The organism is Arcobacter sp. CECT 8983 (assembly GCF_004118855.1).
Classification (GTDB): Bacteria; Campylobacterota; Campylobacteria; order Campylobacterales; family Arcobacteraceae; genus Halarcobacter.
Genome location: NZ_PDKF01000004.1, coordinates 629,202 through 645,503 on the forward strand (window position 1 = coordinate 629,202; position 16,302 = coordinate 645,503).

The 16,302-nt window shown below is 27.9% G+C and carries 17 protein-coding genes; 13 read left to right on the top strand and 4 right to left on the bottom strand.

Translation table 11 applies throughout. The features are described from left to right. Positions 1 to 35: 35 nt before the first annotated feature. Positions 36 to 647: an acyl carrier protein phosphodiesterase gene (locus CRV01_RS06010; RefSeq protein ID WP_129007324.1), complete on the bottom strand. Its 612-nt coding sequence runs from the start codon at positions 645 to 647 to the stop codon at positions 36 to 38. A 48-nt stretch (positions 648 to 695) separates the two neighbouring features. On the opposite strand from CRV01_RS06010, the gene CRV01_RS06015 reads away from it, so the two are divergent. Continuing rightward, positions 696 to 1,052: a DCC1-like thiol-disulfide oxidoreductase family protein gene (locus CRV01_RS06015; protein WP_129007325.1), complete on the top strand. Its 357-nt coding sequence runs from the start codon at positions 696 to 698 to the stop codon at positions 1,050 to 1,052. 26 nt (positions 1,053 to 1,078) lie between these two features. On the opposite strand, the gene CRV01_RS06020 is transcribed toward CRV01_RS06015, so the two are convergent. The 3 genes from CRV01_RS06020 to CRV01_RS06030 all read right to left on the bottom strand — a co-directional run bounded on the left by CRV01_RS06020 (position 1,079) and on the right by CRV01_RS06030 (position 3,079). Further along, complete coding sequence (locus tag CRV01_RS06020) at positions 1,079 to 1,501, bottom strand: peptidylprolyl isomerase (protein ID WP_129007326.1); 423 nt, start codon at positions 1,499 to 1,501, stop codon at positions 1,079 to 1,081. A gap of 96 nt (positions 1,502 to 1,597) precedes the next feature. After that, positions 1,598 to 2,689 carry a YeeE/YedE family protein gene (locus CRV01_RS06025; protein WP_129007327.1) on the bottom strand — a complete coding sequence of 364 codons (1,092 nt, stop codon included), beginning with the start codon at positions 2,687 to 2,689 and terminating at the stop codon, positions 1,598 to 1,600. Positions 2,690 to 2,818: 129 nt separating this feature from the next. Beyond that, positions 2,819 to 3,079, bottom strand: coding sequence for a hypothetical protein (locus tag CRV01_RS06030; RefSeq protein ID WP_129007328.1), 261 nt, complete (start codon positions 3,077 to 3,079; stop codon positions 2,819 to 2,821). A gap of 96 nt (positions 3,080 to 3,175) precedes the next feature. Between CRV01_RS06030 and CRV01_RS06035 the strand changes: the two genes are divergently transcribed. The 12 genes from CRV01_RS06035 to CRV01_RS06090 all read left to right on the top strand — a co-directional run bounded on the left by CRV01_RS06035 (position 3,176) and on the right by CRV01_RS06090 (position 16,269). Beyond that, positions 3,176 to 4,192, top strand: a complete 1,017-nt coding sequence (locus CRV01_RS06035; RefSeq protein ID WP_164970019.1) for an adenosine deaminase — start codon at positions 3,176 to 3,178, stop codon at positions 4,190 to 4,192. Then, positions 4,185 to 4,634, top strand: coding sequence for a protein tyrosine phosphatase family protein (locus CRV01_RS06040; RefSeq protein ID WP_129007329.1), 450 nt, complete (start codon positions 4,185 to 4,187; stop codon positions 4,632 to 4,634). Before CRV01_RS06035 ends, CRV01_RS06040 begins: the two co-directional genes overlap by 8 nt. A gap of 74 nt (positions 4,635 to 4,708) precedes the next feature. Further along, entirely contained in the window at positions 4,709 to 5,815 is a 1,107-nt protein-coding gene (locus tag CRV01_RS06045; protein ID WP_129007330.1) for a homoserine O-acetyltransferase, read from the top strand. Next, entirely contained in the window at positions 5,815 to 6,036 is a 222-nt protein-coding gene (xseB, locus tag CRV01_RS06050; RefSeq protein ID WP_129007331.1) for an exodeoxyribonuclease VII small subunit, read from the top strand. Before CRV01_RS06045 ends, xseB begins: the two co-directional genes overlap by 1 nt. Before the next feature lie 95 nt (positions 6,037 to 6,131). Next, the gene (locus tag CRV01_RS06055; protein ID WP_129007332.1) at positions 6,132 to 6,548 is read left to right on the top strand and encodes a type II toxin-antitoxin system PemK/MazF family toxin; all 417 of its coding nucleotides are present in this window, start codon (positions 6,132 to 6,134) and stop codon (positions 6,546 to 6,548) included. A 79-nt stretch (positions 6,549 to 6,627) separates the two neighbouring features. Then, positions 6,628 to 7,290, top strand: coding sequence for a DNA repair protein RadC (radC, locus tag CRV01_RS06060; protein WP_129007333.1), 663 nt, complete (start codon positions 6,628 to 6,630; stop codon positions 7,288 to 7,290). After that, a complete protein-coding gene (locus CRV01_RS06065; protein ID WP_129007334.1) occupies positions 7,287 to 7,682 on the top strand; it encodes a type II toxin-antitoxin system PemK/MazF family toxin in 396 nt (131 codons plus the stop codon). Before radC ends, CRV01_RS06065 begins: the two co-directional genes overlap by 4 nt. 211 nt (positions 7,683 to 7,893) lie before the next feature. Next, positions 7,894 to 10,101, top strand: a complete 2,208-nt coding sequence (locus CRV01_RS06070; protein ID WP_129007335.1) for a class I SAM-dependent DNA methyltransferase — start codon at positions 7,894 to 7,896, stop codon at positions 10,099 to 10,101. Next, positions 10,098 to 11,408: a restriction endonuclease subunit S gene (locus tag CRV01_RS13635; protein ID WP_164970020.1), complete on the top strand. Its 1,311-nt coding sequence runs from the start codon at positions 10,098 to 10,100 to the stop codon at positions 11,406 to 11,408. The genes CRV01_RS06070 and CRV01_RS13635 overlap by 4 nt, the downstream gene beginning before the upstream one ends. Beyond that, a complete protein-coding gene (rhuM, locus tag CRV01_RS06080) occupies positions 11,409 to 12,392 on the top strand; it encodes a RhuM family protein (protein ID WP_129007336.1) in 984 nt (327 codons plus the stop codon). Positions 12,393 to 12,402: 10 nt separating this feature from the next. Further along, complete coding sequence (locus CRV01_RS06085) at positions 12,403 to 15,471, top strand: type I restriction endonuclease subunit R (RefSeq protein ID WP_129007337.1); 3,069 nt, start codon at positions 12,403 to 12,405, stop codon at positions 15,469 to 15,471. A gap of 117 nt (positions 15,472 to 15,588) precedes the next feature. Then, positions 15,589 to 16,269, top strand: coding sequence for a ThiF family adenylyltransferase (locus tag CRV01_RS06090; RefSeq protein ID WP_258238329.1), 681 nt, complete (start codon positions 15,589 to 15,591; stop codon positions 16,267 to 16,269). Positions 16,270 to 16,302: the final 33 nt, after the last annotated feature.

The window sequence follows — 16,302 nt, forward strand, 5'->3', positions numbered from 1 at the left end:
ACATGATTATATTAAATAATTATAAAATAGTTTTATTATTTCCAATGAGTTAGAAACTCTTTATTTGTATTTCTTTCTACTTCCTTGCAAAGCTGTGGGAAAAACTCTAAAAAGTCTTCTTCTATTTTGTCTATATTTGAACAAACTCTTTCATAATAGTTTGAAGCCTTGTCTCTAGAAGCTAATCTATCAGATAATCTTTTATCAACTCTTAGAAAACCTTCGTTTAGTTGTTCTAGGCTTTGATATTTATTTAATAAATCAAAATCAATCATTCTTTTTAAAGGTATTGCTGCGCAAGCAGGAAGAGTAGGAAGTATTTGGTATGAGTTTTCATAAAACTCATTTAAAAATTCATCTAAAGGAATTTTGGAAAATTTATCCCAATTTTTAGTAAGTAAATAATCATAGCTTAGATCAATAACTACAGCTTTTAAAAGTCCTTTATTTCCAAGTCTATTTTTACTTATTTTAAAAAGTTTATGTGAATCAGTATATGAGTCAATAAGTTTATGGATTTTCATTCCATTTTGTATATGAATACTTGCATTATCCCAAACTTTTCCTTTTAGTGGGTCTGCAAGGTAGTTTGCAATTTGAAACTCTATATTGTATTCTGATAAAAAAATATGTGCTAACCAATTCATTGTTTATTTTATCATATTTGATATAATAACAGTAACAAAGGAATTGTTATGAAAATAGATATCTACTATGATAAAGAGTGTCCTTTTTGTAATAAATATGCACAGATACTAAATCTTCGCAAAGAACACGATGTAAGTATAAATAATGCTAGGGATGATTTAGAAAAACTTAGATATTTTTATTCTTATGGCTATGATATAAATTATGGAATAATAGTACAAATAGATGATAAAATATATCAAGGCAGTGATGCTATACTAGCTATTGATAATCTAAGTGAAAATACTTCGTTTTTCTATAAAACAAAGATATTTCAAAACTTTTTATATCCAGCTTTAAAGATTATAAGAAAAATTGTTTTATTTATTTTAGGGAAAAATTCTACTATAAAGTTTGAAGAGTAAACCCAAGCAAAAGCTTGGGCTTTTTATTAGTTAATACTACTAATAGTAACTGAGAAGTTTAATTCTTTTCCTGCTAATGGATGGTTGAAATCTACTTCAACAGAACCATCTTCTTTGATATCAGATACAATTACTTGGATAGGTTGACCATTTTCACCTTGACCTTGTAAAGGCATTCCAACTTGTAGTTCTAAATCTCCAAATTGTTCTTTTGGTAAAACTTGTTTTGCTTCTTCATTGTACTCACCATAAGCTTCTGCTGCTGGTACAGTGATATCTTTTGAGTCACCTTCATTTAATTCTACAATTCTTGATTCTAAACCAGGAATAATTTGTCCTGTTCCATAAGTGAATTCTAAAGGATCTTTGCCAATATTACTATCAACTACCTCTCCATCTACTTTTAATTCATACATCATTGCTACAACTTGATTGTTTTCTATAGCCATATTGACGCTCCTTTATTTTATTATTAATGTAAAACTTTATCGAAATAAAATAACACAGAGGTAAAATATGACTATATAAAAAATAAATCTTAAAATTTAGATTTGATAGTCGAAATTTCCACTTTTTGAATTTTTATCATTCCACTCAAAAATAAAACACATTGGCAATGCATTTCTTTTGTTTAAGTAAATTGCAGATACAAGTCCACCTATAAAAATAGAAACAATAGCTACTGCTGAACCAAAAGCTAAAGTAGAAAGTCCAGTTAGACCTTGACCTACTGTACAACCAATTGATAAAACACCACCTGTTCCCATAAGTGCTCCACCTATCATGTTATTTCTAATTCTATTTTCACCTTTTGCAGCAGTACAACCAAAGCTATATCTTTTATTGAATTTAGACATTGTAAATGCCCCAATAACAACACCAAGTACAAGTGATACTGAAAAACTTAATTCATTTACTTGATAAAGCATAAAAAGTTCAATTGTTTTTCCTGTAGGATATACAAAACTAATAGCTTCATAATTTATTAATCTTTCAATGCTTTCTGCTCCTAAAACTCCAGTAACAGTCCATGCAGCAGCTACTAAAAGACCAATTAATACACCATCCCAAAGTGAAAATACTCTTTGTATTTTTTTAGTTAATACAAATAAAAGTACAAGCAAAATACCTACTACAACATAGATATTCATAGTTTTTTCTTCAATAAAAGAAGACCATTGTATTAAAGTAGGGTTATTAATAATAGGATTTAAATATCCACTTAAAAAACCTCTTGCAGTTGCAAAAGCAAAGATACCAATAAATAAAATACTAATTAAAGAGTTTTTATCCCCTTGTGCAAATTTTATAAGGTGTCTATTACTACATCCGTCTGCTAACATCATTCCTGTACCGAACATTAAACCACCAAGAATAATTACAAAATAGTTAATATTTTCTTTATAATATGGTGTTTCTGAAAAATCTAGCTCATAATATGAAGAGATAATTGCTGTTGAAACAATAGCAACAATCATTGCCATTACAACAGATGCTCCTCTCATTGTGGATTTTGTTAACATATAATCTTTAATTGACCCACTAAAACAAAACTGTCTTTTTTGAGCAATCATCCCAAAAATAGCACCTATTGCAAAGCCTAGAATATTTACTATTTGAAAGATTTCTAAATCCATTTAAATCCTTAGTTGATTAATATAGTTTAATTTTATCAAATATTATCTATAAATATTTGAATAGTATATTAATGAGACTTCTTAATAAAATAATTAAGTAAAAATAAATCTTTACTAAAAAAGTAAAGATTATACTTCTTGATTTTCAGCTCTCATATCTTCAAGACCTTCAATGATATCTAAAGCCTCTTCTTGAGAGATTGTATTGTTTTCTATGTCAGCTAATACTTCATCAAAATATTGTTTTATTTGTTTCATGTACTCTAATTCTTCTTTTAAGTCATTAGTACTTTTTTTAGCTAATTCTTCTCTTATTTCTCTAATATTTTCATTTACTTCAACTAAAACATCTTCTTTTACTAACTCTTCTAATTGTTTAATATAATCCATAATTTACCTTTTTTGTCTTGATTAATTCTAATATTATAGCTAGTTGATTTAAAGAATTAGATATAATTGCAAAAAATCCAAATATTTAGGTTTATGATGAAAGATATTAAAGAGTTTATAAAAAAGCTTCCAAAAGCAGAATTACACTTACATATAGAAGGTTCACTAGAACCAGAACTGATGTTCAAATTAGCAAATAAAAATAATATAAAAATTCCGTATAAAACGGCAGATGAAGTAAAAAAAGCATATGATTTCACAAATTTACAAAGTTTTTTAGATATTTATTATGCAGGTGCAAAAGTACTTATTACAAAACAAGATTTTTATGATATGACTTGGGATTATATTTTAAAATGTAAAGAAAACAATATTATACATACAGAAATATTTTTTGATCCACAAACTCATACAAAAAGAGGAATCTCTTTTGAAACAGTTATCTTAGGAATAAAAGAAGCTTTAGATGATGCACAAAAGAAATTTTCAATAAGTTCAAAGATAATAATGTGTTTTTTAAGACACCTAAGCCAAGAAGAGGCTTTTGAAACTTTAGAAGAGTCTTTAGCTTTCAAAGATTATATTATAGGTGTAGGACTTGATTCTTCAGAGTTAGGAAATCCTCCTAAAAAATTTGAAAAAGTATTTAACAAAGCAAAAGAGTATGGATATAAATTAGTAGCTCATGCAGGAGAAGAGGGTGATATTTCTTATATTGAAGATGCCTTAGAGTTACTTCATATAGAAAGAATAGACCATGGTGTTCAAGCAATAAATTCAGACTCTTTGATGAAAAGGTTAAAAGAAGAACAAATACCACTTACCGTATGTCCAAATTCAAATATAGAGTTAAAAGTATTTGAAAACTATAAAGAACACAATATAAAACAACTTTTAGATTATGGTTTAAATGTCACAGTAAACTCTGATGACCCTGCATATTTTAAAGGCTATATAAATCAAAATTTTTTCAATCTAGTAGATAATACAACTTTAACCAAAGAAGATATTGTAAAATTAGTAAAAAACTCTTTTAATTCATCTTTTATTGATGAGAAGTTAAAAGAAGAGTATATTAAAAAAGTTGATGAGGTTATAGAAAGACATGAATAATATTTTAAACTACATAAAAATAAACGAACAAATTTCAACTGCTGGACAACCTAGTGTTGAGCAGTTTCAAAAAATCAAAGAAGAAAACTTTGAGATTGTTATAAACTTAGCTTTAAGTACTGCAACAAATGCTTTAGAAAATGAAGACAAAGTTGTAACTGAATTAGGAATGACTTATATTCATATTCCAGTTGATTTTGAAGAACCAAAAGTAGAAGACTTGAATAAATTTCTAAAAGTTATGCAAGCTTTTAAAGGTAAAAGAGTATTTGTACATTGTGCCAAAAACTATAGAGTAACTGCTTTTATGTATATTTATCATAAACATGTATTAAATACTGCTTTTGATGATATCGATATTTCTATGTTTGAACAATGGTCACCATCAAAAAAGTGGCAAAATCTTATGAAAATAGATTTTAAGAAGTTAGAATTATCTTAGGAAAATACCCTTTAAATCATCTTCTTAGATATTTTTTGTTAGTATAAAGCGATATTATAATAAATGGATTAAGTTTGAAAATAGAAACAAAAGTTGCGAAATTTAATGAACCATTATATTTAGAAAGTGGTAGGATTTTAGAATCCTATGAGCTTATATATGAAACTTATGGTGAACTAAATGAAGATAAATCAAATGTCATAGTGGTTTGCCATGCACTTGCAGGAAGTCACCATGCTGCTGGAAGATATGCCGATGAAGCAAAGCCTGGTTGGTGGGATAAACTTATTGGTGATGGGAAAGCAATAGATACTACAAAATATTTTGTAATTTGTTCTAACAATATAGGTAGTACCTTTGGTTCAACAAATGCTTTAAGTATAGATCCAAGTACAAATAAAGAGTATAGATTAAAATTTCCAATTCTTACTATTTCTGATATTGTTAAAGCACAAATAAATCTTTATAAAAGTCTAGGAATACAAAAAGCAAAAGCAGTAGTCGGTGGAAGTATGGGTGGTATGCAAGCCCTTTGTTACTCAATAGAGTTTCCAGACTTTGCAGAACATGTATTTGCACTAGCAACAACAGCATATACTAGACCATGGGCAATAGCAGTAAACAAAATTGCAATTGAGTCAATAAGACATGACCCAGCTTTCAAAGATGGTTTTTATGACAAAGATAATTTAGAAGCAAAAGGTTTACCAGGACTTGCAATTGGAAGAATGGCAGGATTAATTGCATACTTAAGTCCAAATTTGTTTAATAAAAAGTTTGGAAGAGATTATGCTAGAACAGATGGTTTATATGAACTTTTTGGTAGATTTGAAGTTGAAAGATATTTAGAATACAATGCTTACTCTTTTCCAAAGATATTTGACCCACTTTCATATCTTTATATTTGTAAAACAATGAATATTTTTGATGCAGGAAGAAATGAAGATACTTTAGAAAACTCTTTTCAAAAGATTAAGTGTAAACTTCATTTAATCTCTTTTTCTGATGATATGCTATTTTTCCCTGAAGAGATGGAAGAAATAAGAGACATCATGGAAAAGATTGGAAAAGGTGACCAAGTAACTTATAAAATGATTGAGAGTCAATCAGGACATGACTCATTTTTGGTAGAAGTAGAAAAGTTTGATGATTATATTATAGATTTATTGGAGAATAAGTAATGAGTGAAACAGAGATAAAAGAAGAGATAGTATTTGAAAAAAAGATTGAAAAAGCAAAAGAGCTTTTAGAAAAACTTTCAAATCCAGATATAACACTAAGTGATTCACTTGATGTTTATAAAAATGGAATAAAAGAACTAGAAGAAGCTCAAAAGCTTTTAGATGAAGCAAAACTTGTATTTACACAAGAAGAAAAAACTAACAAAGAAGAACCTTTTTAGAACTGAAAATTTGCCATAAAATATTGCAAATTGACATGTAAATAACAAAAAATAAAATTTATTGATAAACTTCTTCTACTATTTAGGAGAAGTTTATGGAAACTACTAATGAAACTTTTGATCAGTGGAATAGAATCAAGAGAACTACTAACCAAAATAATAGAAAACTAGGAATAAAACCAAGAGAAATATATTGGGCTAAAATAGGACAAAATATTGGCTATGAACAAAATGGCAAAGGTTCGAATTTTGCAAGACCTGTACTTATTATAAGAAAACTTACCTCTGAACTTTTTATAGCAGTTCCTTTAACTAGCACATTAAAAAACAATGACTATTTTCATAGATTTAAGTATATTAATAAACAAAATGGCGAAGTAGAAAATTCAGCATTGATTTTGCAACTAAGAGTTTTTAGTATTAAAAGATTGATGAATAAAGCAGGAGTTATAAATAAAAAAGACTTTCATTTTGTTATAAAAAAATGTACTAATCTAATTAGCCCCACTTGAAAAAGTGGGTGTGCCCGTAGGCGAATTATAGATAAATTATATCAAAAGAAATTTTCTAAGTCAACACAAGGATTAAAAAATGAATACTATTAAAAAGTTAGAAAGCATTGATAAGCCAAGAGAAAAGTTAGAAAAACAAGGTTTAAGTGCTTTAAAAAACTATGAACTTATGGCTATATTATTAGGAAGTGGAGTAAAAGGAAAAGATGTTATTTCTTTAGCTAAGGAGTTAGTAAAACTCCTTGAAAAAGAGTTTGATAATATAGATTTAGAAAAATTACTTAAAATCCATGGATTGGGCAAAGCAAAAGCTTGCCAAATAATAAGTGCTATAGAAATAAGCCGTCGATATTTAATCCAAAATCAAAATATAAAAATAACTTCAAGCCAAGATGTCTATCAAGAGTTAAAACAATACAAAAACAAACAACAAGAATACTTTTTATGCCTATACTTAGATGGAGCAAACAATCTACTTGAAACAAAAGTAATCACAATAGGAACTCTAAATCAAAGCTTAGTTCACCCAAGAGAAGTATTCTCTTATGCCATAGAAAAAAGATGCGCCAGCATAATAGTAGCACACAATCACCCAAGTGGAATTCTAAAGCCAAGTAGTGAAGATATAGAAGTAACTCAAAGGTTAAAAGAATCAGGAAAAATCTTAGGCATAGAACTACTTGACCATGTGATATTTACAAAAGATGATTTTGTTAGTTTAAAAGAAGAGGGTGTTTTATGATAGAAAATGATTTTGATAAATGGAATGAAATAAAAAAGAGAACACAAGATAAAAAAATTACTGCTTATTTTAGAGAAAGAGAAATTTATTGGGCTAATATTGGCAAGAATATTGGTTATGAGCAAAATGGTAAAGGTAAAGATTTTATGAGACCACTTTTGATTTTTAGAAAATATAATAATAAACTTTTTTGTGGAATACCTTTATCAACAACAATAAGAGAAGGTAGCTTTTTTTATAATTTTAATTTCTTAGAAAGTAAAGATAGCTGTGCATTGTTAGTTCAAGCTAAAACTTTTGATGTAAAAAGACTTGATAGAAAAATTGGAACAATAAATAAAAATGATTTTGAAAAGTTAGAAACAAAATTTAAAAAATTAATGAAGTTGTAATTTTCCTCTCTTACAAAGGTAAGAGAGTAGTCCCGAAGGATAATTGTAAAAATATTATATCTAAGAATATTTGTTTTGTCAATTTTTATTTATGCCCCAAACTTCTACTTAAACCAACTACATCTTTAAATCTCTTCTGTTTTATCCAATATAGGGCTAAGTTTTTGTAAAATAATATTTTAAAATACAAACAATTATACAAGGTACAAATTTGAATCACAAAGTACAAAATCAAACTATAAATTTTATTTGGGGTATTGCAGATGATGTTTTAAGAAATGTTGTCAAAAGAGGTAAATATAGAGATATCATCTTACCTTTTACTGTTATTAGAAGACTTGATGTTTTACTTGAAAGTACAAAAGAGAAGGTTTTAGAAACTTATGAGTTTTTAGAAAAGCAAGGTATTGAAGATAAAACAACTCTTTATCAAGTTACAAAATACCCTTTTTATAATCATTCCAAATTTACTTTATCAACACTGTTAAATGACCCTGATAATATTGAGTCAAATTTAGAAAACTATCTTGATGGTTTTAGTGACAATGTTCAAGAGATAATCTCAAAATTTAAATTAAGAAACCAACTTGAAACAATGGCAGAAGGAAATATAACATATTCACTTATAGAAAAGTTTGTTTCAAAAGATATAAACCTTAGTCCAAATATCTCTTTAAATACAAAAGGGGAAAAACTTCCAGCACTTACAAATCTTGGGATGGGATATGTTTTTGAAGAGCTTATAAGAAAGTTCAATGAAGAAAACAACGAAGAAGCGGGAGAACATTTTACTCCAAGAGAGATCATAAGTCTTATGACAAATATAGTTTTCCTTCCTGTAAAAGATAAACTTAAAAACAATCAACAACTTAGTATCTATGACCCATGTTGTGGAAGTGGTGGAATGCTAACAGAATCAGAGAAATTTGCACATGAGTTAAATGACACTTTGAACTTTTCTCTTTATGGACAAGAGAGTGAAGGTGAGACTTATGCTATTTGTACAGCAGATATGCTTATTAAAAATGAAAACCCTGAAAATATCTTTCATGGCTCAACTCTATCAAGGGATGGCTTTCCTACTAAGAAGTTTGAGTTTATGCTTTCAAACCCACCATATGGAAAGAGTTGGAAAAATGACTATGACTATATAGTTGGAGATAAAAAAGAGATACATGACCCAAGATTTTATGTGGGAGTTCCAAGAAGTAGTGATGGTCAGCTTCTGTTTCTTATGAATATGGTTTCAAAGATGGTGGACTCAACTGAACTTGGAAGTAAAATAGCCTCAGTTCACAATGGAAGTTCTCTTTTTACAGGAGATGCAGGAAGTGGTGAGAGTGAGATAAGAAAACATATCATTGAAAATGATTTGCTAGAAGCTATTATTGGACTTCCTAAAAATATGTTTTACAATACTGGTATTAACACATATATTTGGGTACTTACAAATAGAAAAGATAAAAAAAGAAAAGGAAAAGTTCAACTTATAGACGCCACAGAAATCTACTCAAAGATGAGAAAATCACTTGGAAGTAAATCTTATGAACTAAAAAAAGAGCATATCAAACAAATCACTGATTTATATTTGAATTTTGAACCTACACAACAAAGTAAAATCTTTGATAATGAAGACTTTGGATATCACAAAATCACAGTTGAAAGACCCTTACGACTAAAGGTGCAGTTTACAATTGAAGCTATTGAGAGTTTACGATTTGATAGTACTTTAACTGAACTAATGAAGTTAATATATGAAAGATACCAAGATATGGTTTATATTGGTCTAAAAGATGAGAAAAAAGCTATTGAAAGTTATTTTGAAGAGAATGAAATCAAAGTAAAACCAGCAGAACTTAAAAAACTATTCGATACAAAACTTTGGGAAAATCAAAGATATTTACAATATATTGCAAATAAGCTTTTTGAAGTATTTAAAGATGAAATCTTTATGGACTACAATCTTTTTATAAAAGATTTTGATAAAGAGCTTAAAAAGTTAGATATAAAACTAAGTGCAAATGAAAAGAAAAAAATATTAAATGCAATATCTTCAAAAGATGAAAATGCAAAAAGAGTTATAAAAAAAATACACAAATCAAGTGTAGAAAAAGAGCCAGAACTTTATGGGCTGTTTGTATATGGTAAAAACTTTGTAGAGTATGAAAGTGATAGTGAGCTAAGAGATTATGAAAACATCCCTTTAAAAGAGGATATTGAAGAGTATTTTAAAACTGAAGTTCTACCCCATTTAGATGATGCTTGGATAAACAAAGACAAAACTTTAAAAGGCTATGAGATAAGCTTTACAAAGCAGTTTTATAAGTTTACACCTCTAAGAGATATAGAAAAGATAGAAAAGGATATAAAAAAAGCCTTTGAAAGTTCAGCACAACTACTTAAAGAGTTGGGTTTATGATAAAGTATGATTCTTATAAATCAAGTGGAATAGAGTGGCTTGGAGAGATACCTAGTCATTGGGAAAATAAGAAAATAAAATATATATTCAAAATAAAAAAACAAATTGCTGGAAAGTTAGGTTTTGATATTTTATCTATAACTCAAAAAGGTATTAAAATTAAAGATATAGAAAGTGGTGGCGGACAACTTTCTATGGATTATTCTAAATATCAGTTAGTAAAAAAAGGTGATTTTGCAATGAATCATATGGACTTATTAACAGGTTATGTGGATATTTCAAAATATGATGGAGTAACAAGTCCTGATTATAGAGTTTTTTATTTAACTGAAAAAGAAAGTGATTCAAGATATTTTTTATATTTAATGCAAATGGGATATCAAAACAAAATATTTTATGCTCAAGGACAAGGAAGTTCTCAACTTGGTAGATGGAGATTTGCTTCTGAAGAATTTAATAACTTTTTTTTACCACTACCTCCAAAAAACGAGCAAGAGGCTATTGCTAATTTTTTAGATAAAAAATTAGAGCAAGTGGATAACTATATCTCTAAACAAAAAGAGTTAATAGAGCTTTTAAAAGAGAAAAAAAGTTCACTTATAAACCAAGCAGTTACAAAAGGCTTAGATTCAAAAGTAGAGTATAAAGAGAGTGGTATAGAGTGGCTTGGAAAAATACCAAAACATTGGGAAGTAATAAAAATAAAAAGATTAATAAAATATACTGTTGGTGGTATTTGGGGAAATGAAAAAAAATTAAACTCATCTGATATTATATGTGTAAGAGTAGCAGATATGGATTATAATAATTTTAATTTTTCAGATAAAAATCTAACTATTAGAAATATTTTACATAATGAACGTAATAATAGAATTTTAAAAAAAGGAGACTTGATAATAGAAAAATCTGGAGGCGGTGAAAAAACTCCAGTTGGTAGAGTAGTCAAATTTAATTTAGACTATGATGCAGTATGTTCAAATTTTATGAATAAAATTAAAATAATTGATAAAAAAATAATATCTGATTTTCTAGTTTTAATGTTTCATATTTTATATATTAATAAAATAGTAATTGATAGTATTAAACAAACAACAGGTATACAAAATTTAGATATAAATAGTTATTTATCCAATTTGATTCCAATTCCACCAAAAAATGAACAAAAACAGATAGTAGACTACATAGAAAAAGAGAGTTCAAAAATAGATAAAGTGATAAACACAAAAGAGGATGAGATAAAATTACTAGATGAGTATAAACAAAGTTTGATTAGTAGTACAGTTACTGGGAAAATAAAGGTATCTTAAATGGAAAATCAAAATATCCTAATCTACGAAAATCAGAATGGAAATATCAAAGTTGATGTAAGATTTGAAGATGAATCTATATGGCTAAATCAAGCACAAATATGTGAATTGTATGGTAAAGCAAAGTCAACAATAAGTGAGCACATAAAAGCTATATTTGAAGATGGAGAATTAGATAAAGATTCAGTTGTTCGGAAATTCCGAACAACTGCAAATGATGGAAAAAACTATAGTGTTGAGTATTATAACTTGGATGTTATTATAGCCTTAGGTTTTAAAGTTCGTTCAAATACTGGTACAAAATTTAGAATCTGGGCAAATCAAAAGCTAAAAGAGTACATCACAAAAGGTTTTGTCCTTGATGATGATAGATTTAAAAACGGCAATCAAATGTCATATTTTGATGAGCTTCAAAACAGACTTAGAGAAATACGACTTAGTGAGAAGTTTTTTTATCAAAAAATCAAAGACATCTATATGACGAGTATAGATTATGACCCCAAAGATGAAAAAACAATTGAGTTTTTCAAAATAGTTCAAAATAAGCTTTTATGGGCAGTATCATCTCAAACAGCAGCCGAGCTTGTACACAATCGTGTGGATATAACAAAACCACTTTTAGGTATGAGTTCATATGATAAAGAGAATAAAAATATCACCAAAAAAGATGTAGGTGTTGCAAAAAACTATTTAAACGAAGAAGAGATAAAACTTCTTGGACTTTTAGTAGAACAATATTTAGCTTTCGCAGAAACTATGGCAAATCAGCAAACACCTATGTATATGAAAGATTGGATAGAAAGACTTGATTTGATTTTATCTATGAATGGAAGAGAATTATTAACAAATGCAGGAAAGATATCTCACCAAATGGCAAAAGAAAAAAGTGAATTAGAATACAAAAAATATAAAGAAAACAAAAAACAAATAGAAAAGATACAAAGTCTAAAAGAGTTAGAAGAGGATATAAAAAAACTAAAATAGAGGATATTTTATGGCAAGTTTAGAAACAGTTGATACAAGTGAAAGAGGATTTCAAAAACTTATTTTAAAAGAGCTTACAAAAAGTCAAGATTATGAACTCTCATTTAGTAGTGATTTTGATAAAAGTATGTGTATAAATCAAGAGCATCTTTTTAGGTTTTTAAAACAAACCCAAGAAGATATATATGAGATGATACTCTCAAAAGGCAAACAAGCTTTTTTAAATAGAGTAGATAAAAAAATCCAAAAAGAAGGTATAGTAAACACTTTAAAAAAAGGTGTAAAATATTTTGATAAAACTGTAAAACTCTTCTACTCAAAACCTGTTAGTAAACTAAATGAAAAAGACAATAAAAACTATGATGAAAATATTTTTAGTGTATGTGAAGAGTTGATTTATACAAGTGAGCATAAAAATAGAATTGACCTTGTAATTTTCCTAAATGGTTTTCCTATCATAACCTTTGAACTTAAAAATGCATTTACAAAACAAGCTGTAAAAGATGCTATAAGACAATACCAAAACGATAGAAACCCAAAAGATAAGATTTTTAATTTTAAAAGATGTTTTGTACATCTTGCTATGGATACAGATAGTGTTTATATGTGTACAAAACTCTCTGGTAGAAAAACATTTTTCTTACCCTTTAACAAAGGTTTAAATAATGGAAAACCATATGAACCTTTTGGAGCAGGAAATCCTGAAAGTGAAGATGGGATAAAGACAAGCTATATTTACAATGAAATCTTACAAAAAAACAGTTTATCAAATATTGTAGATAAGTTTGTAAAACTAATAGATGAAGAGGATGAAGATACAAAAAAAGTAACTCAAAAACTAATCTTCCCAAGATACCACCAACTAATGGCAGTACGAAATCTTTTAAAAGATGTAAAAGATAATGGAATAGGAAAAAGATATCTTATACAACACAGTGCAGGAAGTGGAAAAAGTAACTCTATATCTTGGTTAGCTCATCAGTTAGTAGCACTTCATAATAGTGAAGATGAAAATATTTTTAATAGTATTATCATAGTTACTGATAGAACAGTTTTAGATAAACAGCTAAGAAACAATGTCATAAGCTTTGCGGATAATCCAAAAATAGTAGGTGCAATTATGGAAAATGGTGGAGATAGTAAAACAAATCAACTCCAAACAGCTTTGGCAAATAAGAAGAAAATAATCATCTCTACTATACAAACTTTTCCTTATGTATTAAAACAAATGGATAGTATAACTGATGGAAAATTTGCAATTATTATCGATGAAGCACATTCTTCACAAAGTGGAGAGACAAGCAAAAGTTTAAATGCAGTGTTATCAGATGTAAATTTAGAAGAGATAAAAGATGAGTTTGGAGAGATAGACAATGAAAAGCTAATCTCTGCGCTTATTCAAAATAGAAAAATGCTTTCAAATGCTTCTTATTTTGCTTTTACTGCAACACCAAAAAATAAAACACTAGAAATATTTGGTGAAAAACATGGCAAAGAATTTTATCCTTTTCATACATACTCTATGAAACAAGCTATACAAGAAGAGTTTATTTTAGATGTATTGGGAAATTATACCACATACCAAAGTTTTTATAAGCTTGTAAAAGCAGTACAAAATAATCCAACATTTAATACAAAAGAGGCACAAAAAAAACTAAGAAGTTATGTGGAAGCACATGAATACTCTATCAAACAAAAAGCAAGAATAATGATTGACCATTTTTTAAGTGAAGTAAGAACACTAATAAATGGAAAAGCGAAAGCAATGGTAGTAACAAAAAGCATAGAATCTGCTATAAAATACAAACAAGCTTTTGATGAGTATTTAACTGAGTTAAATATACCTTGTAAAGCAATAGTTGCATTCTCCGGAAAGAAGACATACAAAGGTATAGACTACACAGAAAACTCAATGAACAGTTTTGAAGATGGTAATAACAATATCCCAAAACAGTTCAAGAAAAATGAGTTTAAGTTTTTGATTGTTGCAAATAAATATCAAACAGGCTTTGATGAACCACTTTTACATACAATGTATGTGGATAAAAAACTAGATGGTGTACAAGCTATACAAACTTTATCAAGACTAAATAGAGCAAAAAAACCATATAAAAAAGATACTTTTGTATTAGACTTTTTTAATAAAACAGAAGATATAAAAGAGGCTTTTAAAAACTATTATTCAATTACAGTATTAAGTGAAGAAACAGATGTAAATAAACTTAATGATTTACAAGATGATTTAGAAAATACACATGTTTATGAAGAGGAAGATTTAGATGAATTATTTAGTATCTATTATGGGAAAGAACAAGATAGAGGTGCACTAGAAAGGGTAATCAATAAATCAGTTATTTATTTTGATGATGAGTTATCTTTGAAAGAAAAAATAGAATTTAAAAGCAATGCTAAATCATTTTTAAGAACATATAGTTATCTATCTAAAATAATAGATTTTGAAAACCAAACTTGGGAAAAGATGTGGTTATATCTCAAACTATTAGTTACAAAGTTAAAAATAGATGATGATAAAGATGAAGATGAGAATATTTTAGAAGCTATTGATATGGATAGTTATAAGCTAATAGATGAAGGAAAAAAGAAAATAGCATTAGATGATGATATAGGAATTATAGATCCCGTTCCAGTAACTATTGGCGGTGGATTAAATGAAGAAGAGTTTGATACTCTAGAAAATATCTTGAAAGCCTTTAATGATAGATTTGGAAATATCCCTTGGGATAATCCTGATAAAGTGCAAGATGTATTGGTAAAAGAGATACCAAATGTATTAAGAAAAAATGCAGCAGTAATCGAAACAATTGCAAATAGCTCAAGGGATAATGCAAAAGACGCAAGTAACAAAAAAGTAAAAGAGCTTATGCAAACTTTTATACATGCGCATACTGAAATATTTAAAGTTTATATGAACAATGAAGGTAGTTTTCAAAATAGATATAATGAATATATTTTTGATATTTTGCTAGAAGAAGCTAAAAAATATGCTAATAATCAAAAGTATGAGAATAAAAGTTATGGAGCAGATTTAGCAGCTGATATTAAACCAGAATATAATTAATAGTTACTAACTTACTCAACATTAAAATTGATAAAAGTCAAACTAATTTAAACTATTTTCGCTATGATTATATTAGATTTAAAAAATAAACTTGACTTTAATACTTAGGAATAAAAAATGAGTGAGATTCATGAATATTTTAACAGACAAATAAAACTTTGGGGAGAAGAGACTCAAGATAATCTTCAAAATAAAAAAGTAGCTATCATTGGAAGTGGTGGTTTAGGTTGTACTTTAGGTATTGCCCTTGGTGCTTCAGGAATTGGAGAGTTTGCTCTTGTAGATTTTGATGAGGTTGGTGTACATAATATTCACAGACAAATTGGATTTAAAGTTGGTGATGATGGTAAATACAAAGCTGAAGTTTTAAAAGAGCTTATTGAGTCAAGATGTCCATATACTAAAGCAACTGCTTATGTGGAAAGTTTTGATGAGTTTGCAAAAAGAGATTTAGACTTTGATTTAATCATTGATGCAACAGACAACTTACCTAGTCGTGCAGCTATAAATAAATATTGCATAGAGAAAAAACAACCATGGATTTATGGTACTGTTGAAGAGTTTCATGGGCAAGTTTGTTTCTTTGAAGAGGCTTCTTATGAAGCAGTATTTAAAATAAATGATAGAAAACCAAATGGAATCGCTTGTCCGATTGTAATGCATATTGGTTCACTTCAAGCAAATTTAGCAATCAGATATTTAACTGGATATCCAGTACAAAAAGATGTATTATATTACTTATCTTTTGATGAAAATGGTGTTTTACAAAACCAAAAATTCAATCTTCCAAAAAACTAAAATCTAGTATCTTTTTAGGTACTAGATTCCCTA